Raw genomic sequence first — 20813 nt, forward strand, 5'->3', positions numbered from 1 at the left:
CTCCGAGGAATACCATGGCCCGCGTAACCGTTGAAGACTGCCTAGAACACGTGGAAAACCGCTTTGAGCTGGTCATGCTCTCTACCAAGCGTGCCCGTCAACTGGCCACCGGCGGCAAAGAGCCCCTGGTCCAGTGGGAAAACGACAAACCTACCGTTGTGGCCCTGCGTGAAATCGCTGAAGGCCTGATGAGCTACGAGTTCATCGCCAATGCTGAAATCGTCGAAGACGAACCGCTGTTCGCAGCGTTCGAGGACGAGTCCAACGAGGCCGTCTAAGTCCATGCCTGGTCGACGTAGTACGGCGCGGGGTCACAGCCATCGGCAGGAGTCATCATGCCAAGCATAGACGCCCTCGCCGAACGCTTATCGACCTACCTCGGCACCGACCAGGTCAACCTGGTCCGCCGAGCGTACTTCTACGCCGAACAAGCCCACGACGGCCAGCGCCGCCGCAGCGGCGAGGCGTACGTCACGCACCCGTTAGCGGTCGCGAACATTCTTGCCGACATGCACATGGACCATCAGAGTTTGATGGCCGCGATGCTGCATGACGTGATCGAAGACACCGGTATTGCCAAGGAAGCGCTCTCTGCGCAGTTTGGCGAAACCGTGGCCGAACTGGTCGACGGGGTCAGCAAACTGACCCAGATGAACTTCGAGACCAAAGCCGAAGCCCAAGCCGAAAACTTCCAGAAAATGGCCATGGCCATGGCGCGCGATATTCGCGTGATCCTGGTCAAACTGGCCGACCGCCTGCACAACATGCGCACGCTGGAAGTCCTGTCCGGTGAAAAGCGCCGGCGGATCGCCAAGGAAACCCTGGAAATCTACGCGCCCATCGCCAACCGGCTGGGCATGCACGCCATCCGCGTAGAGTTCGAAGACCTGGGCTTCAAGGCCATGCACCCGATGCGTTCCGCGCGGATCTACCAGGCGGTCAAGCGCGCCCGGGGCAACCGCAAGGAAATCGTCAACAAGATCGAAGAATCCCTCAGCCACTGCCTGGCCATCGACGGCATTCAGGGCGAGGTCAGCGGTCGCCAGAAACACCTCTACGGCATCTACACGAAAATGCGCGGCAAGCGTCGGGCCTTCAACGAGATCATGGACGTCTATGCGTTCCGGATCATCGTCGACAAGGTCGATACCTGCTACCGCGTGCTCGGTGCTGTGCATAATTTGTACAAGCCGTTGCCGGGTCGCTTCAAGGATTACATCGCGATTCCCAAGGCCAACGGCTATCAGTCGCTGCACACCACGCTCTTCGGCATGCACGGCGTACCGATCGAAATCCAGATCCGCACCCGTGAAATGGAAGAGATGGCCAACAACGGCATCGCCGCCCATTGGCTGTACAAATCCAGCGGCGACGAGCAGCCAAAAGGCACTCACGCCCGCGCCCGCCAGTGGGTCAAGGGCGTGCTGGAAATGCAGCAACGCGCCGGCAACTCGCTGGAATTCATTGAAAGCGTGAAGATCGACCTGTTCCCGGACGAGGTCTACGTGTTCACGCCAAAAGGCCGGATCATGGAGCTGCCAAAAGGCTCCACGGCGGTCGACTTCGCTTACGCGGTGCACACCGACGTCGGCAACAGCTGCATCGCCTGCCGGATCAACCGTCGCCTGGCGCCGCTGTCCGAACCGCTGCAAAGCGGCTCGACGGTCGAGATCGTCAGCGCTCCGGGCGCACGGCCGAATCCGGCCTGGCTCAACTTTGTGGTCACCGGCAAGGCCCGCACGCATATTCGTCACGCGCTGAAACTGCAGCGCCGCTCCGAGTCCATCAGTCTCGGCGAACGCCTGCTGAACAAGGTGCTCAACGGCTTCGACAGCTCGCTGGAAAAAGTCCCGGCCGAGCGCATCAAGGCGATGCTCAATGAATACCGCCTCGAACTGATCGAAGACCTGCTCGAAGACATCGGCCTGGGCAATCGCATGGCCTACGTCGTCGCCCGCCGCCTGCTCGGCGAAGGCGAACAGCTGCCAAGCCCGGAAGGTCCGCTGGCGATTCGCGGCACCGAAGGCCTGGTGCTCAGTTACGCCAAGTGCTGCACGCCGATCCCGGGCGACCCGATTGTCGGCCACCTGTCTGCCGGCAAAGGCATGGTCGTGCACCTGGACAACTGCCGCAACATCAGCGAAATCCGCCACAACCCGGAAAAATGCATCCAGCTCTCGTGGGCCAAGGATGTCACCGGCGAATTCAATGTCGAACTGCGCGTCGAGCTGGAACACCAGCGCGGCCTGATTGCCCTGTTGGCCAGCAGCGTCAACGCTGCCGACGGCAACATCGAAAAAATCAGCATGGACGAACGCGACGGTCGTATCAGCGTGGTCCAACTGGTGGTCAGCGTACACGACCGTGTACACCTGGCTCGCGTGATCAAGAAACTGCGCGCCTTGACCGGGGTGATTCGCATCACCCGCATGCGTGCCTAGCTCGTCCATACAGCCCCCCAATTACAAGGAGTCATACATGACCAAGACTGTTATCACCAGCGACAAGGCCCCGGCCGCCATCGGTACTTACTCCCAGGCGATCAAGGCTGGCAACACCGTCTACATGTCCGGCCAGATCCCGCTCGATCCAAAAACCATGGAACTGGTCGAAGGCTTCGAAGCCCAGACCGTCCAGGTGTTCGAGAACCTCAAAGCCGTGGCCGAAGCCGCTGGCGGTTCGTTCAAGGACATCGTCAAACTGAACATCTTCCTCACCGACCTGAGCCACTTCGCCAAGGTCAACGAGATCATGGGCAAATACTTCGACCAGCCTTACCCGGCGCGCGCCGCCATTGGCGTGGCGGCCCTGCCAAAGGGTTCGCAGGTTGAAATGGATGCCATCCTGGTCATCGAGTAATACGCACGGCGCAGCCTCCCAGGCTGCGCCGACTTCGTTCTGTAAGGATTTCCTCATGCGCAAAGCGCTAGCTCTCTCGTTGCTCGCGGTGTTTCTCGGTGGCTGTGCCAGCAACCCTGCCGACCGCGACATCAGTGGCACCTGGATCAACCAGTCGGCAATCGATGCGGCGGCCAAGGGCGGCCCGCTGCGCGAAGCACTGCAAGCCTATGGCCCGAACCTGGAGTGGGACGTCAACACCAAGGCCGGCCAGGCGCGCTACACAAACGGCTTCGAGAACGTCGAAGGCAGAATGCTCGGCGAGAAATCCGATGCCTGGAAAGTCGAGTTTTATGGCAGCGCTGCCACCGAATTGAAGCGCGACGGCAAACACCTGCAGCAAGTGGCCAACGACAACGAGCCCGAGCAACTGTTTGACCGCGCCAAAGACATCGCCCCCGAAGGCGCGCCGATTGGCGCCAGCTTCGAGCGTGCGCTGTACTCAGCCTACCTGGGCGGTAGCTGGAAGATCGTCAACGGTCCTGGCGAAGGCAGCACCGTGCAGTTCCAGGCCGATGGCGCTGTTCAAGGGCTGCCCGGCGCTGACCGTTACGCGCTGTGCCTGGCGGGCGACTGCGCCTCCATGAGCGGCGGCCACGACACCGTCTGGCTGCAACTGAGCGGCCAGGGCAACCCGTGGATCTTCACCCGCAACGGCAAACAGATGGAGATTTTCCAGGCAGTCAATGGCGCCCAGGCGGATGAAGTCCCTTCGTTCACCCCTGGCAATCGCCAATGGACACTGGAAAAACAGTGATCCTGCTTTAGGATCACCAAAGAACCAATGTGGGAAGAGCCGGGCGACGTTCGTCTGCTCGCGATGGTGGTGTAACAGTCAGCATTAATGCTGAATGTTATGGCCTAATCGCGAGCAGGCTCGCTCCCACAGTTGTTTCGTGGTGACCGAATGTCAGCTGCGGCCTTCAAGAATCGCTGCATACCCTTCACGAAAGCTCGGATAGCGCGGTGTCCAGCCCAGCGCCTTGGCGCGGGCGTTGCTGCAACGCTTGCTGCCCGTACGGCGCACGCTGGCATCCTCCGACCATTCGGTCACCCCAAGGTACTCGCGTAACCAGCCCACCACGTCCGCCAACGGCGCGGGCGCGTCGTCGACGCCGATATAGCAGTCATCCAGCGCCTCGTCGCGTTCGGCACGCAGCAACAGGAACGCCAACAACCCGGCCGCGTCATCCACATGAATCCGGTTGGCGTACAACGGCGGGTCAATCGCAACGCGATACCCCTGCCGCACCTGGCTCAACAGCCACTCACGACCCGGGCCGTAAATCCCGGTCAAGCGCACCAAACTGGCAGGAATGCCGCTGTTTAACGCGATCTGCTCGGCTTCCAGCATCACTCGCCCGGAATAGCCGGCCGCTTGAGTCGGCGACGTTTCATCGATCCACTCACCGTTCTGCTGCCCGTACACACTGCTGCTGGAGACAAACAGCAAGCGCTTCGGTGCCTGACCGTAGTCGTTCAGCCACTCCAGTACATGCTGCAAGCCCTGGACATAAGCGGCTCGGTAACCGGCTTCATCGTGATCGGTGGCGGCCGCGCAATACACCAGGTAATCCACCGCACCGACGGGCCAGGTCGCCGGGCAGTCTTCATTGAACAAGTCGCCGGCAACGCCAATAACGCCCTCGGGCAAGCGCGAGATGTCACGCCGCAAGCCATGAACCTCCCACCCCGAGGCCAACAGTTGAGTGGCCAGACGGCCGCCGACATCGCCACAACCGGCGATCAAAACAGAAGGCGCGGACATCAAAATTCTCCCATCAGAAAGGTACAGGCTAGCCTTGGTATTGGACACGCGGCTAGCAATCAAAGAAAAAAAGAGACTCTATTACTTTTGTTAACAAGAATTACTTGCAATAATGCCCGCCACTTTTGTTCTCGGCCCACGAGGCCTGGAAGGACATTAAACCCTCTTCTTCTCTTAGGTCCGGCCAGCATGACACGTAATTCACTCTCCGCTTCGCCAACCACGCTTGCTCGTCCCACTCGCGCCCTGAGCGCGGTCGCCGCGCTGCTGTTCAGCCTGCTGCTGGCCCCGACCGCGACCTTCGCCGTCGAGCCGACCGCCGCCGCACCGGCGGCAACAGCGTCCGCGCCAGCCGCTGCTGATCACGCTGATCACGCCGCCCCGGTCGTGACACCCGTCGCCGCCAACCCGGCACTGGCCACCGAAGACGCTGCCGCTGACGCACCCGAAGTCCTCGAAGCCGACAATTCCCTGGGCATGGCCCATGACCTGTCGCCGTGGGGCATGTACCAGAACGCCGACATCATCGTGAAAACCGTGATGATCGGCCTGGCCATCGCCTCGATCATCACCTGGACGATCTGGATCGCCAAGGGCCTTGAGTTGCTGGGCGCCAAGCGTCGTCTGCGCGGTGAAATCGCCAGCCTGAAAAAAGCCACCACCCTTAAAGAAGCCAGCGCCAGCGCGGCCAAGGAAGGCACCCTCGCCAACCTGCTGGTCCACGACGCCCTGGAAGAAATGCGCCTGTCGGCCAACAGCCGCGAAAAAGAAGGCATCAAGGAACGCGTCAGCTTCCGCCTCGAGCGACTGGTAGCCGCCTGCGGTCGCACCATGAGCAGCGGCACCGGCGTGCTGGCCACCATCGGTTCCACCGCGCCGTTCGTGGGGCTGTTCGGCACCGTGTGGGGCATCATGAACAGCTTCATCGGTATCGCCAAAACCCAGACCACCAACCTCGCCGTCGTCGCCCCCGGCATCGCCGAAGCCCTGCTGGCCACTGCGCTGGGCCTGGTGGCCGCGATTCCTGCGGTGGTCATCTACAACGTCTTCGCCCGCTCCATCGCMGGCTACAAGGCCCAGGTGTCCGACGCTTCGGCACAAGTCCTGCTGCTGGTCAGCCGCGACCTCGACCACCTGCCGCCCGAGCGCATCCCCTCGCAACCGCACATGGTCAAAGTAGGGTAATCCGCCATGGGCCTGCATTTAAAGGAAGGCGCGGACGACGATCTCGCCGAGAACCACGAAATCAACGTCACGCCGTTCATCGACGTGATGCTGGTGCTGCTGATCATCTTCATGGTCGCCGCCCCGCTGGCCACCGTGGACATCAAGGTTGACCTCCCCGCCTCGACCGCCAAACCGGCGCCGCGGCCAGAGAAACCGGTGTTCCTCAGCGTCAAGGCCGACCAACGCCTGTACCTGGGCGAAGACCAAGTCAACGCCGAAACCCTCGGCGCAACCCTCGATGCGCGAACCCACGGCAAGAAGGACACGACCATCTTCTTCCAGGCCGACAAAGGCGTGGACTACGGCGACCTGATGCACGTGATGGATGCCCTGCGGGCGGCCGGCTACCTGAAAGTCGGCCTGGTCGGACTTGAGACGGCAGCCAAGAAATGATCACGACGCGCCAAAAGCTGACGCGTTACGGCGCTAGCCTGGTCGTGGTGCTGGGCGTCCATGCGGTCGCGATTCTGCTCGCGCTCAACTGGAAGTCCTCACCGCCCGTCGAGCTGCCGCCGATGGCGATGATGGTCGAGTTGGCGCCGCTTCCGGCACCGCCACCACCGGCACCGCCCAAGGTCGTGACGCCACCGCAACCACCGACCCCGGTCGAAGAACTGCCACTGCCGAAACTGGCGGAAGCGCCAAAGCCGACGATCTCGGTGCCCAAGCCGGTCAAACCCAAGCCCAAGCCTCAACCGCCCAAGCCGGTGGAGAAAAAGCCCGAGCCGCCGAAAGAAAAACCGGCCGAGGAAAAACCCAGCGACACACCGCCGACCAACACTCCGACGGAGAAATCCGCGCAACCTGCCCCAGGCCCATCGGCAGCGCAGACTGCGGCCAAGGAAAGTTGGCAAGGCACACTGCTGGCGCACCTGGCCAAGTACAAGAAGTACCCGCCGGCTGCTCAATCGCGTGGCAAGGAAGGCTTGAACCGTCTGCGCTTCGTGGTCGACGCTCAAGGCAACGTGCTGTCTTACGAGTTGGTCGGTCGCTCCGGCAACGCCGATCTGGACCGGGCCACCCTGGAAATGATCCGCCGCGCCCAGCCACTGCCCAAGCCACCGGCCGACATGCTGAAGAACGGCTCGATCGAAATCGTCGCACCGTTTGTGTACTCCCTGGAAAAAGGCCGCCGTTAAAACGCGTTGCCCCCTGTGGGAGCGAGCCTGCTCGCGATGATGGCAGTCCATCCAACATCAATGTTGACTGGTCCATAGCTATCGCGAGCAGGCTCGCTCCCACAGATCTTTGCAATCAAAAGGCACCGAAAGGTGCCTTTTGCATATCTGCCAGCGCCAAACAGGCATTGCCCAGTGTCGCTTTCCGCCCTCTGTCTGATAACGTGCGTCTATCGATTGCAGCCGGTATGCTTGGCCGCATCATCATGGACGCCCGCTATGACCCTCACAGAATTACGCTACATCGTTACCCTCGCCCAAGAGCAGCACTTCGGCCACGCAGCCGAGCGTTGCCACGTCAGTCAGCCGACGCTGTCGGTGGGCGTGAAAAAACTTGAAGACGAACTCGGTGTGCTGATTTTCGAGCGCAGCAAAAGCGCGGTGCGCCTGACCCCGGTTGGCGAAGGCATCGTCGCCCAGGCCCAGAAAGTCCTGGAACAAGCCCAAGGCATTCGCGAACTGGCCCAGGCCGGCAAAAACCAGCTGACCGCCCCGCTGAAAGTCGGCGCGATCTACACCGTCGGCCCGTACCTGTTCCCGCACCTGATTCCACAACTGCACCGGGTTGCCCCGCAGATGCCGTTGTACATCGAAGAAAACTTCACCCACGTGCTGCGCGACAAACTGCGCAACGGCGAGCTGGACGCGATCATCATCGCCCTGCCGTTCAACGAAGCCGACGTGCTGACCCTGCAACTCTACGACGAGCCGTTCTACGTCCTGATGCCGGCCCAGCACCCGTGGACCGAAAAAGAATCCATCGACGCCAGCCTGCTCAACGACAAGAGCCTGCTGCTGCTCGGCGAAGGTCATTGCTTCCGCGATCAGGTGCTCGAAGCTTGCCCGACCCTGGCCAAAGGCAACGACGGCGCCAAGCACACCACCGTCGAATCCAGTTCGCTGGAAACCATTCGGCACATGGTTGCCTCCGGCCTGGGCATCTCGATCCTGCCGCTCTCGGCCGTCGACAGTCACCACTACTCGCCCGGCGTGCTCGAAGTGCGTCCACTGTCGCCGCCAGTGCCGTTCCGCACCGTGGCCATCGCTTGGCGCGCCAGCTTCCCGCGGCCCAAAGCGATTGAAATCCTCGCTGACTCGATCCGCCTGTGCTCGGTGGCCAAGCAGCCAGCGGTTGCGGGTTAAGCATTAGTAATGGCTGAGCTGTCGCAAGTCTCGGTCACGGCACTCAAGGGTGTCGGCGAAGCCATGGCCGAAAAACTCGCCAAGGTCGGCCTGGAAAACCTCCAGGACGTACTGTTCCACCTGCCGCTGCGTTACCAGGATCGCACCCGTGTGGTGCCGATCGGCCACTTGCGGCCGGGTCAGGACGCGGTGATCGAAGGCACCGTCAGCGGCGCCGACGTAGTGATGGGCCGACGCCGCAGCCTGGTCGTGCGCCTGCAGGACGGTACCGGCGGGCTCAGCCTGCGCTTCTACCATTTCAGCAACGCGCAAAAGGAAGGCCTGAAACGCGGCACTCGCGTGCGTTGCTACGGCGAGGCCCGGCCCGGTGCGTCGGGGCTGGAAATCTACCACCCGGAATACCGCGCCATCACCGGCGACGAACCGCCGCCGGTGGATGAAACCCTGACACCGGTCTACCCGCTCACCGAAGGCCTGACCCAACAGCGTCTGCGCCAACTGTGCATGCAAACCCTGACCCTGCTCGGCCCCAGCAGCCTGCCTGACTGGCTGCCGCAAGAACTGGCGCGGGACTACCAACTGGCGCCGCTGGCCGACGCGATCCGCTATTTGCATCACCCGCCCGCCGATGCCGATGTCGACGAACTCGCCCTCGGTCATCACTGGGCGCAGCACCGTCTGGCCTTCGAAGAACTGCTGACCCATCAGCTGTCGCAACAACGCCTGCGTGAAAGCATGCGCGCACTGCGCGCGCCGGCCATGCCCAAAGCCACCCGGCTGCCGGCCCAGTACCTGGCCAACCTCGGCTTCCCGCCGACCGGCGCGCAGCAACGGGTGGGCAATGAAATCGCCTACGACATGAGCCAGCACGAGCCGATGCTGCGGCTGATTCAAGGCGACGTCGGCGCCGGTAAAACCGTGGTCGCCGCCCTCGCGGCCTTGCAAGCGCTGGAGGCCGGTTATCAGGTGGCGCTGATGGCGCCCACCGAAATCCTCGCCGAACAGCACTTCATCACCTTCAAGCGTTGGCTCGAACCGCTGGGTCTGGAAGTCGCCTGGCTGGCCGGCAAGCTCAAGGGCAAGAACCGCGTCGCCGCGCTGGAACAAATCGCCAGCGGCACACCGATGGTGGTCGGCACTCACGCGTTGTTCCAGGACGAAGTGCAGTTCAAGAACCTCGCGCTGGTGATCATCGACGAACAACACCGTTTCGGCGTCCAGCAACGCTTGGCGCTGCGGCAGAAAGGCGTGGGCGGGCGGATGTGTCCGCATCAATTGATCATGACCGCCACGCCGATCCCCCGCACCCTGGCCATGAGCGCCTACGCCGACCTCGACACCTCGATCCTCGACGAACTGCCGCCCGGTCGAACCCCGGTCAACACTGTGCTGGTCACCGACACGCGCCGGGTTGAAGTCATCGAGCGAGTGCGCGCCGCCTGCGCCGAAGGGCGTCAGGCGTATTGGGTGTGCACGCTGATCGAAGAATCGGAAGAGCTCACCTGCCAGGCCGCCGAAACCACCTATGAAGACCTCACCGCCGCCCTCGGCGAGTTGAAGGTCGGCCTGATTCACGGGCGCATGAAGCCGGCGGAAAAAGCCGACGTCATGGCCCAGTTCAAGGCCGGCGCATTGCAGTTGCTGGTGGCGACCACGGTGATCGAAGTCGGTGTCGACGTGCCCAACGCCAGCCTGATGATCATCGAAAACCCCGAACGCCTCGGCCTGGCGCAACTGCACCAGTTACGCGGTCGTGTGGGCCGGGGCAGCGCCGCCAGTCACTGCGTGCTGCTCTACCATCCGCCGCTGTCGCAGATCGGCCGGCAACGCCTCGGTATCATGCGTGAAACCAACGACGGTTTTGTGATCGCCGAGAAAGACCTCGAACTGCGCGGCCCCGGCGAAATGCTCGGCACCCGCCAGACCGGCCTGCTGCAATTCAAGGTCGCCGACCTGATGCGCGACGCTGACCTGTTGCCGGCCGTGCGCGACGCGGCCCAGGCATTGCTGGAGCGTTGGCCGCATCACGTCAGCCCGTTGCTCGACCGCTGGCTACGCCATGGGCAGCAATACGGCCAAGTGTGAGCAGTGTCTCAGTTTCTGAGCGATGGTTTTAAACAAGCTGGTTATACTCCTGCAATTGTTTGAAAACGGACACACACCATGACCGAAGTTGCCCTCGCACCCGAAGCCCCGCACGCCCCGTCTGTTATCCGGATGCTGCTCGGCAAGCTGGGCATCAGCTACGCCGAAGTGCTCGATCGCCCGGGCCTCAACCCCGCCCGCAAGGTGCAAGCGGTGTTGGTCGACGACGCTGTCGGCGCGCTCATGGTGCTGTTTCCGCAGAGCCAGTTGCTGGACCTCAACCGCCTCGCCGAACTCACCGGCCGCCGGCTCACCGCCGTGCCGACCGAACGCCTGGAGCGCATGCTCGGCAAACACAACCTGAGCTTTCTGCCCGGCCTGCCGGCGCTCACCAGTTCGCCGTGCCTGTACGAAGAAAGCCTGCTGCGCGAACCGCAGTTGCTGATCAACTCGGGCGAGCCGGGCGTGCTGCTGGAAATCACCAGCGAAGACTTCAAGAGCATGCTGACCAAGGCCAGCGCCGCGAACTTCGGCGAAGCCCTGAGCCGCATCCGCCCGAACCTCGACCGCCCCGATGATGACCGCGAGGAAATCACCCAGGCGGTGCAGGCCTTCACGGCGCGACGCATCCAGCAACGCCTGGAAGCGACCATCGAGATTCCGCCGCTGGCCGAAACTGCACAAAAAATCATCAAGCTGCGGGTCGACCCCAACGCCACCATCGACGACATCACCGGCGTCGTCGAAACCGACCCGGCGCTGGCCGCGCAAGTGGTGAGCTGGGCGGCGTCGCCGTACTACGCCTCGCCGGGCAAGATTCGTTCAGTGGAAGACGCGATCGTCCGCGTGCTGGGTTTCGATCTGGTGATCAACCTGGCGCTGGGCCTGGCCCTGGGCAAAACCCTGAGCCTGCCCAAGGACCACCCGCAACACACCACACCGTACTGGCACCAATCGATCTACACCGCCGCCGTCATCGAAGGCCTGACCCGCGCCATGCCGCGCGCCCAACGCCCGGAAGCCGGCCTGACCTACCTCGCCGGCCTGCTGCACAACTTCGGCTACTTGCTGCTGGCCCACGTCTTTCCGCCGCACTTCTCGCTGATCTGCCGCCACCTGGAGGTCAACCCGCACCTGTGCCACAGCTTTGTCGAGCAACACCTGCTGGGCATCAGCCGCGAACAGATCGGCGCGTGGCTGATGCGCTACTGGGACATGCCGGATGAACTGTCCACCGCACTGCGCTTCCAGCACGACCCGAGCTACGACGGCGACTACGCCGAGTACCCGAACCTCGTCTGCCTGGCCGTGCGCCTGCTGCGCAGCCGTGGCATCGGCTCCGGCCCCGACGAAGAAATCCCCGACGCCCTGCTCGACCGCCTCGGCCTCTCCCGCGACAAAGCCGACGACGTCGTCAGCAAAGTCCTCGAAGCCGAAGTCCTGCTACGCGAACTGGCGTCGCAGTTCACCCAGCCTTAAAAGCCTCGCTCCCACAGGATTAAAGTATCCCTGTGGGAGCGGATTTGCCCGCGAAGAATCCAACTCGGCCTGATGGACCAGACCATAGCTTCATACAAGCACTTCGCAGCAGTCAGCCTAAATAACGCACTATGATTCCCCGGTCCTGARGGGAGTTATTATATCCACAAACAACGATTCGGTTATCTGTCGTCAATGCGCTGTCATTGGAGATATAACCTTTGAAGATACTCCAGCCTCCCACTCCATAAGTCCTGTCCAGAGAACCACCAGGAAGGAAGCGTGCCGTTAGGATCGAGTAGAGTTCCTCGCTACTCGCACGGTAGCCCAAGCCGGTAACCATTATTTTTCCATCCGCCTGAAACCCGAGCCATGCCCAGGACAACTCCATGAAATCAGAAATCAACGGCTGGCCATTGTTGAAATCTGGACTTAGGCGTCCACTGAGGTTAAGGGCAACAAGCATGCCACTGAATTTGCTGTCGTAAAGGAAGCCAGCTACAAGTGTTCCGCCATTGGTTGCCAGTTTCATCGAATAAAAGGAAGCTCGTCCCTTGTCACCGGAAAAGCTTGCAACACCACGGTTACCGTATTGATCATCCAGTTTGCCATTGTGGTCATAACGGATGACAAACGCTGCAAGGTGCCCACTCTCGTTCAAATTGTAATCACCACAGACCAGCACTTTTCCATCAGGCTGAATCAACACATCACGCGGACGATTAGCCTGCTCCGATACGCCCGGAATCTCGATATTCAAAAAACCCGTTTGGTTAAAAGTCGTATCCATCGAACCATTTGGATTAAGTCGCAGCACAATACCGGTCGGCAAATATGCAACCCCCCGATTGATGACCAAAATGATTTTTCCATCTTGAGCGACTGCGGCTTTAACCACAACTTTAGGAATACCGTCAAATGCCGTAGTTTCCGGACCACTCAAGTCATCGCTGACACCAGACGTCGTAAAGTCAGCGGTATTGAAAATTCGCATGCCARTTTGGTTGAAGTCGGTATTCAACTCTCCATTACTGCGAAGCCTGATAACGGCCATGCGCGCCGGATAACTAACAAAGCCTGCTCCCCCAGAAACCAGCCAACCACCATCGTCCAGTTGGCATAGATGGTTCGGCATAAACCGCTCCGGCGCCACCAATAACGGCAAATCAACAACGCCACCGAAGCCAAATGTATTATCGAGCGTCCCATTCTCATTCAGCCTCGCCACCTTGGCCGGGTTGTAACCCATTGAACTCATGGCCACGAGTAACTTTTTATCGGGAAGAGGCAGAATGGCACTCGGGCCGGTTCCATCCACACCCGGAAAAGGCAACTCTACACGTCCGCTGCCGCCGCCAAATGCCGGATCAAGAGCCCCTGGCTCTGCTTGTTTTTGCTCCTGATTCATATTCATGACGCATTCCCTTGTGGTGATAAAGGATGCCTGCAAGAGACACCGACCACAGTGGAGCACAGAGCGATGGCAACGAGCAGCTGTCACAAATGACAGTCATCTTGTCTTTAAAAGCCAAATAACCGACTGGCTGAGCCACTCGGGTACGGGTGCGATCGTTATCCTCAACGAGTCGTTACTGACTTTTTCTTCGGCTTCAAATACTTGGTCAACCCCTGGAACCACATCACCAGCGCCGGGTTGCCCTTGATCTGAATCGACTTGTCCTGAATCCCGGTCATGAACGCCAACTGCTTGTTCTTTGCCTGCATCGTGGCAAAGCCGTAAGCCGCATCCTTAAAGGCAATCGCAAACGCCGGCTCGGCATACACCCCGGCCTTGCTGGTAATGCGCTGATCCTTCACCACGAAGTGCCGCGCCACCTTGCCGTCCAGCGTCTGCAACTGGAACACCAATTCTTTATCACCCAACTGCTGCTGAAACGCCGGATTGGTCCGACTGGCCTTGCGCATCAGCAAGCCCATCACCCAGAGAAGAAAACGAAATTTCATGCCCAAGCCCCAAAAGAAAAATGAACGCTGGCGCAGTGTAGCGGCTTAAACCCAGAACGCCACCGTTGCGCAGTGTTAGAAGAAGATGAAGCACTTTTTAAGCACGATGACCACCAAATCACACTTTTCAAAGACCACCACATCCCCCTTGTAGCAGCTGCCGAAGGCGGCGTTCGATCTGGGCCGCATCCGGACGCAGCGGTCGTAAAACCAGACAACCCGATCTCGGCTTGATCCCTGCCCCCATTGGCCTCGGACATTTCCTTCAAGTTGTAGCGGTGTTCGGTAACTAGCCCGGCCTGCGAGTCGGGGCTAGTCTCACCCTGTCACCAAAAAACGGTGACACGGACGTGCAAGTCCGGCTTGGTACACAATCGTAGATGGCTATTCATCAAGCGTTTTCTTATGCTCGCGAATCGTTATGGCGGCTGTGTATGGGAGGCCTTTCGTCCATCTGACGGCTGAGCTTGGCATCGATCTCGGCGATCATGCGGTCGACCATGGCCTTCTTGACCGGCTCACCGTTGTTCTGCGGCTTGAGCAGTTCTTCGATGAACGCTGACACGCCACGCTTGGCGATGTCGTAGGCTTCGTCGTCCGGGGTCAGACGGGTTTCGGCGATGATGCTGTCGAGAATGCTGTATTCGCCGTTCTCGTTACTCTTTTGCTGCGCTGCACTGGTGCTCATAGTGTTGGCTTCCTTGGCTGATGGGGAGTCAGGCGTCCTGGGCTGCGGCGTTCAGGCCCAGCTCACCCAGTACGCGACCGCGCGATTCGTCGTCGGCGAGAACGCCTTCGATGGCTTTGCGGAAGGCAGRTGCGTTACCCAGTGGGCCTTTGAGGGCCACCAGGGCGTCACGCAGTTCCATCAGTTTTTTCAGCTCAGGCACTTGCTCGACCAGGCTGGCCGGGTTGAAGTCCTTCATCGAATTGACGCGCAGTTTCACGGCCAGCTCTTCGGTGTCGCCCTCTTCCTGAACTCACAGCAGCTATGCAGAAGGTGCAGCACTTCCAGCGCAAGATCAGGCTCCCAGGCGTGCAAGCCTGAGTTCTGTAATTCTGAATCGAGGGTTTCGAGTTGGGTCTTGGCCAGTTCGTATTTCTTGGCCAGGAAGCACAGCCGCGCCAGGCTGAACTGCCAGAAGAACCGCACGCGCCCGCCGTGAGCGGCTTGCAAGCCTTGCTTGAGAATCTGCACCGCGGCCTTGAGGCCGTCCTTGCGCAGCACCGGCAAGACTTCTTCGAGTGCCAGTTCCCAGGCCGGTTGGCTGCTGCTGACTTCGACCTTGCGCGGCGCGCTGGCGGTTTGCAGATGGGGCATCACGTGGGCGCTGATCCAGGCGCGAGTGGCCGGATCAGCGAACGGCGCGCCATCGTGGTAACGCAATTCGACGATGCCCGGCAGGCGCTGAATCAACAACGCGAAGTGGACTTCCACTTCGCGCATGGCCAGTTCGGCGTTCAGCCCTTGCAAACACTCCCAGACCAGCCGCTGGCCATCGAACCAGAACGGCGCCTTGGCCAGGCTCGCCTCCAGTTCCACCAACAGGTCGGCGAATTGCCCTTGCTCGAAGCGGCCTTGGTAGATTTTCAGCTTGTCGGCCGGCAGCCCGCGCAATGCGGTGATTTGCTCGGCGTTACGCTCGGGAACGGCGTCGATCTGTAGCCACAGCAACGTGCGATTCAGGCGCAGGGCGCGCAGGTCGGTGGCTTTCTGTTTCAGCCACCAGGCGCACAGTGGGCGTGCGTTTTCCTGCTGCGCGCGCAGGGCCTTGTGGGCTTCTTTTTCGTTGTCGATCGGTGCGCCGGGGGTGAACAGCTGGGTCGCGGCCTGTTTGACCTGAGCCACCACCGCACCAACCGCACCGGGCTCCGGCTGGTTGTCGGCGGCACGCTGGACCATGTTTTTCAGGCGGCGGGAGATCGGCAGCAGCAGCGGCGCGTCGTTGCCCAGGTGCTCGGTGCAGGCCGCATCGAGACCTTCCAGGTGCTCGACCAAGCGGCGGAACAGCGGCAGTTGCTCTTTGATCGCGACGTTTTCGTTCAGCACCTGCTCGAGACGCGGCACCAGCCAACTGATGGCGGCGGAGCGGGTGCGAGCCTTGTTCGGATGAATCTCGGCCCAGTGGTTCTCGCACAGGTGGTGCAGCAGTCCGAGGCCGGCCAGCAATCCCTGAAAGGACTCGCGTTGGTACAGGGCCCAGGTCAGCCAGGCACCGACTCGTAAATCCTTGGACTGGGTGCGCAGCAGGTTTTCGCTGTTTTCGCGGATTTTCAGCCAGTCGATCTGACCGATTTCGTGCATGGATTGGGCTTTGCCCAACTCGCTTTCCAGTGCCTCGTATTCGCTCGAAAAACGAACATCCTCGCCCGCGAAATTCTCTTTGGAAACAGAGGCTTTTGCGAGTTCAAGGTAATGGGCAGAAAGTTTGTTTGAGTAGGACATCCGTGGCCTTTAGTTAGAACGACTGTCATCGCCTGTTGGGACTCCAATGGCGCGGGGTTGCATATAAAAACGGCGTAAGCCTTTTCTAATTGAAGCCATGCATTTTTAAACGCGGCCGCATCGCAATCACTGCGATGCACACTGGCAAACACCCAACTAGACAGCAAGATGATGTATCTCTGTTGCACGTAGGAATTTTCCACATATGCATCAGGAGAAATCGTAGATGTCGGATTAATATTTCATCGTACGACCAACCCGTCCAAAACCATCGAAATAGAGCCTTTTCTTTGGAGATCTCAGAGCCATTTCCGCATTTATTACTGACTTCCTCCTGATGGGGCGTGAAGCATGCCAAAAATGAAAAGTTATGAATGTAGGAAAATTCTTAAACATTACCGATATGGATAAATAAATCGTTTAGCTCAAAAAATGTCTCGAGCACTCTGAAAGCGGAAATTTCAGATCTGACTTCCGGATCTTTCCTACTGAACGAGCCCCATGAAAGACAGGACACCGTTTCCCCCTTACGAAAGGGGATAGGCAAACGGTTATGTTTATGACTAACAGCAACGATAAGAGTGGGGAGCTTTTGGGCCTGGAGTGGCGGAGCTGGAGCCCAGAGTAAAAACTGGCCATGGTTCGCGAGAACCTTGAGCCGGGGGACGACCAGTGAAACTGGTCAGCGAACTGCCCAGCTATGGCTACCATCGAGTCTGGGGATTACTGCGTCGCGCCCGTGAAACCCAGTTGCTACCCGCGATCAACGGGAAGCGTGTTATGCATGATCACAACCCGCTGCTTGAACGCCGGATCAAACAACCCGGCGTGCCGCGTCGACACGAAGGCCGTATTGCGGTGCAAACCAGCGATACGCGTTGGTGGTCGATCACGCGTTTGCCCCTTTAACAGGGTTCGCAGGTGTTGCCCGTCGCATGAAGGTGCGCCTTTCCCAGCGCAACTCAATGACTTGCGTCGCCAAAATCGCCAACAACATGACACAGCCCAGGGCGTGGAAAAACAGGCACAGGGACAGGCGGACGTTTTTGTTCATGCCGGATTAATAGTCCCGTAGTAGGAACCCGCGACGTGCATGGCGACAACAATCGCTAATGCAATGAACGTCAGTGCTCGGTGCAGGCGCGACTCTCGGATGCCCCGATGCAGTGCCGTCAAGAGCAGTACCAGACAGAACATGGCCAGGCTGCCAAACAAATCATTGTCGGCCACAATGGCCAGGTAACCTTCTATTTCACTGGGTATCAGCATGTCTGTCAGTTCTCCATGTGCGTATAAGGCGTATGACTGATGAATACGTTCAGCCAACTTTTATCCCACGGCGGCATTGAAATAGTGAATGTCATGGGCAAATAGACGCATCGTTGATCGTCCACTCACGCTGGGTGCCGTCATTAATCTTTTTTACACCGCTCAAGCGCTGTCGCAGCTGAGCACCGTCAATCACCTTGGTACCGACGGCATCGGTTAGTGGTTACCGGACATGGGTTGGCTGCCTGATCATGAATTAGAGTAAATTTTCCGCCGGGGCAATTGTCGATCCACTATTAAGCGAGTGACCAGCGCCCAAATGCTCATACTGAACGTAAGCCCGCTATAGGCCATTGCACGAACCGGATTTTCGGGAAGGAAATAGAAAAGCACGATAGCGACCATCAGCACTATCGGCACAACTTTTGCCACTAGCGTTGGCATAACAAATACAACAATGTTTACGAATATAAAAAATAAAATGTCAGTTCCGGTATCCCCTATGGAAGTTGCCAAGGAGTGCAAATACGATGGCGGCGCATAGCGCCAAGGCGTAGCCCGTGCAGATCGTTCCTGCGCAAAGCGCAGGAACGATCAAAGGCCTACAACAACTCAATCAAACATTCGGGCAAGGCACCGGTGCCCAGTCGCCCAGGTCCGGGTTTTTGCACATGCTGTTGACCTGAGTGGTGCCGGCACTGGCGACCTGCTTGCTTTCAGCCTGTTTGGCTTGGGCGGTCTGCAGGGTTTTCTCGGTGCTGACCGCTTCTTTCGGCACGGTTGGCAGCACTGGTTTTTTCGCCACTTTCACTGCTTTTTTGCTCTTGGTCGGCGTCACGACCGGTGTGGTGTCGGCGGTCGCCACGGTGACCACGTCGGTGCGCTTCACGCCGACTTGTTGCAGGTCTTTTTCGTAAGCCTGGGTGTAGTTGTTCAGGTCTTCGCTGGCTTTGCCGTTAACCGCAACGATCAGGTCGTTGGACTCTTTGAGGCCCGCGACGATTTCTGCCAGGCGCTTGTGGCCTTCGGTGTCGCTGACGGTCTTGGCCTTGCGGTCGGCGACCAGTTTGGTGAACGCGCTCTGGTAGCACTGCTGCGAAGCCTTGGCGTAAGCGGTGCTGCGGTCGATGTCGGCGGCGCGTTTGCTGACGTCGGTGGCATAGGACGCGATGCGCTGGTTGTCATCGGCGATCTGCTTCTGACGCTCGGTGTAGTAACCGGCCGCGCCGCCCGCCAGGGCACCGCCCGCTGCACCGATGGCGGCGTTGCGGCCACGGTTCTCGGAATCGGTCAGGGCGCCCAGCAGTGCACCGCCGACAGCGCCGACGGCCGCGCCGGTGACGACCGACTTGGTCATGTTCGAATCGGTGGCACGCAGGTGCTGCACCGGCTCGTAGCAGTTGGGGTAGTACTCGACCTTGGTGCTCGAGGCAACCTTGGAGGTCGGCGACGTGGCGCAACCGGTCAGTACGGTGCTGAAGCCGACGGCAATCAGCACCAAATGACGCTTGGAAAGCGAAGCAAAAGGTTTACGGGAGGAAAGCATAGTTGTGTTCTCTTTTAAGTTTGACCAGCTCAGCACGGCCCATCGCCGCCTGAGTCCCTTCCAAGCTTGCTGTACAACGAACGATCAAGACCGCTGAGCGTTCGATGCGAGCAATTCCTTTAATATCGTCGCCGGGTCGGCGCGTCGTTGCTGACGATAATCACCGACATGGCGCACGAATAACGTCGCGCGCGTGACCAGGCTCTTGCCCAGCACTGGCTTGCGATCCAACTCTTCCTTGATACGTTGAAGCTGCGCCTGGATCACGGCATCGGTGTAGCGCGTGCCGGTTGCCAGGTTGTCGATGTAGATCGCCACCGCGCCGTCCAGCGCGCTGCGGCCGTTGTCGATGGCCGTGGCGAACAGCTTGGCGCTGGCCTCGTCCTTGGCGTCCACGGCCTGCTGGCGACTCTTCTGCAAATTGGTCAGGCGAATGTTGTAGTTGTTGACGGTCTCGGCCACCAGGGCCGCCGACTGGATCAGGTTGCCGGCCGCTTCCTCGCGCTGCTGGGCGATCAGCGAGACGTTGCGCTTGAGCTCTTCGTTGACCAGCCCCAACTCGGCTTGCAGGCGCGGGTCGATACTGGCGGAGATGATGCTGTCCAGGCGCTTGGTCGGGTCCTGGGCGTCGTCGATGGCATCGGTCAGCGAAGCCAGCCGACCTTCTTTCTGCCATTGGGTAAACAGTTCCTTGTAGCGCGAACGTGGCGCCGACAACGCGCCAATCGCGACCCGGAACCCGGTGGTTTCGTTGCTTTGCTCGGTACCATCGGCGGCGAACAGCGGGTACTCACGGCGCATCCCGGTGAACAAGGTGCCCTCGCCTTCCAGGTAGTTACCGCCCTTGACCACGAAGCCGCCGTAGGCGCCTTGGCGACGTCCGGCGTGCACGAGCTGGAAGGACTCCTGGACCATCTCGGCGGCGTTGCCGATCACGTCGAACAGGCCGATAGGGTTAGGCAGTTTGGTACCGATCGGCATCAGCCGCGCTGCCTGGCCAGTGCCACCGGCCACCTGGTTGAAGACCGCCCAGTCCGCCAGCGGCCCGTCGCCTTCGCTGCCTTCCAGGCGACGGGGGAACAGGCGCCCTTCCAGTTCCTGGCGGCTAACGGCCTGCCCGCCACGGGCAGCAAATTCCCATTCGACCTCGGTCGGCAAGCGCACAAAACCCAGCCCGCCCTCTTCAGCCGAGGTGCCGCGACCACTCACCGGTAGCAGGTCCTTGTGGTATTTCGTCAGCCAGGCGCTGTACACCGCAGAGAAGCGTTCGGCCTCGAATCGCGACAATTTCACCTTGGGCAAACGCCCGGCCATGCCTTGCGGGATCTCGGCTTGCAAGGCCTCGCAGGCCGGTGCCGGCTCGCCGCTGGCCAATGATTGCGCCTGGGCCATGACCTCGGCGTATTGGCGGGCGGTGACCTCGTATTTGCCGATGAAATAGAGCATCGGTTTGAGCGGGGTCTTGCTGTCTGTCTTGGGCATCAACGGCGTGATGGTCTTGCCCCAATCCTTGGGCAGATCCTTGAGGGTGAACTGGCCGTTGATAAAGTCCCGACGGTAACCGGAGATGAACGACTGTTGATAACCGGCCTCGTCCTCACTGAATGGATAGCCGAGGCTGATCTCGCGGTCGTCCAGAGTGCCCTGGGCCAGGATGTAGACGTAACGAAACACCATCTGCCCTTCGCACGGCAGCGGCAGGCTGACGTCATCCGCTAACGGCTTGGGGTTGTCCAGTTTGTCTGCGCTTTCATCGGCACTCACCAAACCAGCCATGCCCATGCTGGCCAGGCTCAGCGCCACGGCGGC

Annotated in this window: 16 protein-coding genes and 4 pseudogenes; 11 read left to right on the forward strand and 9 right to left on the reverse strand. The window is 60.2% G+C overall.

Translation table 11 applies throughout. The features are described 5' to 3' along the window. The first annotated feature begins 14 nt into the window (after positions 1-14). The 4 genes from rpoZ to AC1DIH_RS10130 are packed head-to-tail and all read left to right on the forward strand — an operon-like array spanning position 15 to position 3655. The gene (rpoZ, locus tag AC1DIH_RS10115; protein ID WP_003177259.1) at positions 15-278 is read left to right on the forward strand and encodes a DNA-directed RNA polymerase subunit omega; all 264 of its coding nucleotides are present in this window, start codon (positions 15-17) and stop codon (positions 276-278) included. A 57-nt stretch (positions 279-335) separates the two neighbouring features. Next, positions 336-2441, forward strand: coding sequence for a bifunctional GTP diphosphokinase/guanosine-3',5'-bis pyrophosphate 3'-pyrophosphohydrolase (gene spoT, locus AC1DIH_RS10120; protein ID WP_019694280.1), 2106 nt, complete (start codon positions 336-338; stop codon positions 2439-2441). A 37-nt stretch (positions 2442-2478) separates the two neighbouring features. After that, on the forward strand, positions 2479-2859 hold the full coding sequence (locus AC1DIH_RS10125; protein ID WP_003229509.1) for a RidA family protein: 381 nt from the start codon (positions 2479-2481) through the stop codon (positions 2857-2859). Positions 2860-2914: 55 nt separating this feature from the next. Further along, positions 2915-3655 (forward strand): hypothetical protein, encoded by a 741-nt coding sequence (locus AC1DIH_RS10130; protein WP_477771562.1) that lies wholly within the window; start codon positions 2915-2917, stop codon positions 3653-3655. Positions 3656-3808: 153 nt separating this feature from the next. Here the strand turns inward: AC1DIH_RS10130 and AC1DIH_RS10135 are convergent, their stop codons facing one another. After that, on the reverse strand, positions 3809-4666 hold the full coding sequence (locus AC1DIH_RS10135) for an NAD-dependent epimerase/dehydratase family protein (RefSeq protein WP_477771563.1): 858 nt from the start codon (positions 4664-4666) through the stop codon (positions 3809-3811). 189 nt (positions 4667-4855) lie between these two features. Here AC1DIH_RS10135 and exbB point away from each other — a divergent pair, with 189 nt between their 5' ends. The 6 genes from exbB (at position 4856) to AC1DIH_RS10165 (ending at position 11778) form a co-directional block, all read left to right on the forward strand. Next, positions 4856-5851 (forward strand): tonB-system energizer ExbB, encoded by a 996-nt coding sequence (gene exbB, locus AC1DIH_RS10140; protein WP_477771564.1) that lies wholly within the window; start codon positions 4856-4858, stop codon positions 5849-5851. A gap of 6 nt (positions 5852-5857) precedes the next feature. Further along, positions 5858-6286, forward strand: a complete 429-nt coding sequence (gene exbD / locus AC1DIH_RS10145) for a TonB system transport protein ExbD (protein WP_427533642.1) — start codon at positions 5858-5860, stop codon at positions 6284-6286. Further along, complete coding sequence (locus AC1DIH_RS10150) at positions 6283-7032, forward strand: energy transducer TonB family protein (RefSeq protein WP_477771565.1); 750 nt, start codon at positions 6283-6285, stop codon at positions 7030-7032. The genes exbD and AC1DIH_RS10150 overlap by 4 nt, the downstream gene beginning before the upstream one ends. 258 nt (positions 7033-7290) lie before the next feature. After that, on the forward strand, positions 7291-8214 hold the full coding sequence (locus tag AC1DIH_RS10155; protein ID WP_429538814.1) for a hydrogen peroxide-inducible genes activator: 924 nt from the start codon (positions 7291-7293) through the stop codon (positions 8212-8214). 9 nt (positions 8215-8223) lie between these two features. Continuing rightward, a complete protein-coding gene (gene recG, locus AC1DIH_RS10160) occupies positions 8224-10299 on the forward strand; it encodes an ATP-dependent DNA helicase RecG (RefSeq protein WP_054594659.1) in 2076 nt (691 codons plus the stop codon). A gap of 78 nt (positions 10300-10377) precedes the next feature. Continuing rightward, a complete protein-coding gene (locus tag AC1DIH_RS10165) occupies positions 10378-11778 on the forward strand; it encodes an HDOD domain-containing protein (RefSeq protein WP_477771566.1) in 1401 nt (466 codons plus the stop codon). Between the two features lie 112 nt (positions 11779-11890). On the opposite strand, the gene AC1DIH_RS10170 is transcribed toward AC1DIH_RS10165, so the two are convergent. From AC1DIH_RS10170 to tssA, 5 genes and pseudogenes are all read right to left on the reverse strand, one after another. After that, on the reverse strand, positions 11891-13192 hold the full coding sequence (locus AC1DIH_RS10170) for a hypothetical protein (protein ID WP_477771567.1): 1302 nt from the start codon (positions 13190-13192) through the stop codon (positions 11891-11893). Between the two features lie 164 nt (positions 13193-13356). Further along, positions 13357-13743: an SCP2 sterol-binding domain-containing protein gene (locus tag AC1DIH_RS10175; protein WP_427533651.1), complete on the reverse strand. Its 387-nt coding sequence runs from the start codon at positions 13741-13743 to the stop codon at positions 13357-13359. A 445-nt stretch (positions 13744-14188) separates the two neighbouring features. After that, positions 14189-14431, reverse strand: a pseudogene (locus AC1DIH_RS10180) (type VI secretion system contractile sheath large subunit); the annotation flags it as partial. A 28-nt stretch (positions 14432-14459) separates the two neighbouring features. After that, positions 14460-14723 (reverse strand): annotated as a pseudogene (locus tag AC1DIH_RS10185) (type VI secretion system contractile sheath small subunit); the annotation flags it as partial. Then, positions 14723-16189: pseudogene (tssA, locus tag AC1DIH_RS10190) on the reverse strand (type VI secretion system protein TssA); the annotation flags it as partial. The pseudogenes AC1DIH_RS10185 and tssA, both read right to left, overlap by 1 nt. Positions 16190-16870: 681 nt before the next feature. Between tssA and AC1DIH_RS10195 the strand changes: the two are divergent. Then, positions 16871-17077 (forward strand): annotated as a pseudogene (locus AC1DIH_RS10195) (IS3 family transposase); the annotation flags it as partial. A 162-nt stretch (positions 17078-17239) separates the two neighbouring features. Here the strand turns inward: AC1DIH_RS10195 and AC1DIH_RS10200 are convergent. The 3 genes from AC1DIH_RS10200 to AC1DIH_RS10210 all read right to left on the reverse strand — a co-directional run bounded on the left by AC1DIH_RS10200 (position 17240) and on the right by AC1DIH_RS10210 (position 20786). Then, entirely contained in the window at positions 17240-17458 is a 219-nt protein-coding gene (locus AC1DIH_RS10200; protein WP_477771568.1) for a hypothetical protein, read from the reverse strand. A 616-nt stretch (positions 17459-18074) separates the two neighbouring features. Continuing rightward, on the reverse strand, positions 18075-19004 hold the full coding sequence (gene tagQ, locus AC1DIH_RS10205; RefSeq protein ID WP_477771569.1) for a type VI secretion system-associated lipoprotein TagQ: 930 nt from the start codon (positions 19002-19004) through the stop codon (positions 18075-18077). Between the two features lie 84 nt (positions 19005-19088). Beyond that, positions 19089-20786 (reverse strand): formylglycine-generating enzyme family protein, encoded by a 1698-nt coding sequence (locus tag AC1DIH_RS10210; RefSeq protein WP_477771591.1) that lies wholly within the window; start codon positions 20784-20786, stop codon positions 19089-19091. Positions 20787-20813: the final 27 nt, after the last annotated feature.

The sequence above is a fragment of the Pseudomonas sp. 05N36 genome, from assembly GCF_056397385.1.

Bases quoted from the DNA above. Each gene is read 5' to 3' on its own strand.
- rpoZ (WP_003177259.1), top strand. From the start codon at position 15: ATGGCCCGCGTAACCGTTGAAGACTGCCTAGAACACGTGGAAAACCGC.
- spoT (WP_019694280.1), top strand. From the start codon at position 336: ATGCCAAGCATAGACGCCCTCGCCGAACGCTTATCGACCTACCTCGGC.
- AC1DIH_RS10125 (WP_003229509.1), top strand. From the start codon at position 2,479: ATGACCAAGACTGTTATCACCAGCGACAAGGCCCCGGCCGCCATCGGT.
- AC1DIH_RS10130 (WP_477771562.1), top strand. From the start codon at position 2,915: ATGCGCAAAGCGCTAGCTCTCTCGTTGCTCGCGGTGTTTCTCGGTGGC.
- AC1DIH_RS10135 (WP_477771563.1), bottom strand. From the start codon at position 4,666: ATGTCCGCGCCTTCTGTTTTGATCGCCGGTTGTGGCGATGTCGGCGGC.
- exbD (WP_427533642.1), top strand. From the start codon at position 5,858: ATGGGCCTGCATTTAAAGGAAGGCGCGGACGACGATCTCGCCGAGAAC.
- AC1DIH_RS10150 (WP_477771565.1), top strand. From the start codon at position 6,283: ATGATCACGACGCGCCAAAAGCTGACGCGTTACGGCGCTAGCCTGGTC.
- AC1DIH_RS10155 (WP_429538814.1), top strand. From the start codon at position 7,291: ATGACCCTCACAGAATTACGCTACATCGTTACCCTCGCCCAAGAGCAG.
- recG (WP_054594659.1), top strand. From the start codon at position 8,224: ATGGCTGAGCTGTCGCAAGTCTCGGTCACGGCACTCAAGGGTGTCGGC.
- AC1DIH_RS10165 (WP_477771566.1), top strand. From the start codon at position 10,378: ATGACCGAAGTTGCCCTCGCACCCGAAGCCCCGCACGCCCCGTCTGTT.
- AC1DIH_RS10175 (WP_427533651.1), bottom strand. From the start codon at position 13,743: ATGAAATTTCGTTTTCTTCTCTGGGTGATGGGCTTGCTGATGCGCAAG.
- AC1DIH_RS10200 (WP_477771568.1), bottom strand. From the start codon at position 17,458: ATGCTGATACCCAGTGAAATAGAAGGTTACCTGGCCATTGTGGCCGAC.
- tagQ (WP_477771569.1), bottom strand. From the start codon at position 19,004: ATGCTTTCCTCCCGTAAACCTTTTGCTTCGCTTTCCAAGCGTCATTTG.
- AC1DIH_RS10210 (WP_477771591.1), bottom strand. From the start codon at position 20,786: ATGGGCATGGCTGGTTTGGTGAGTGCCGATGAAAGCGCAGACAAACTG.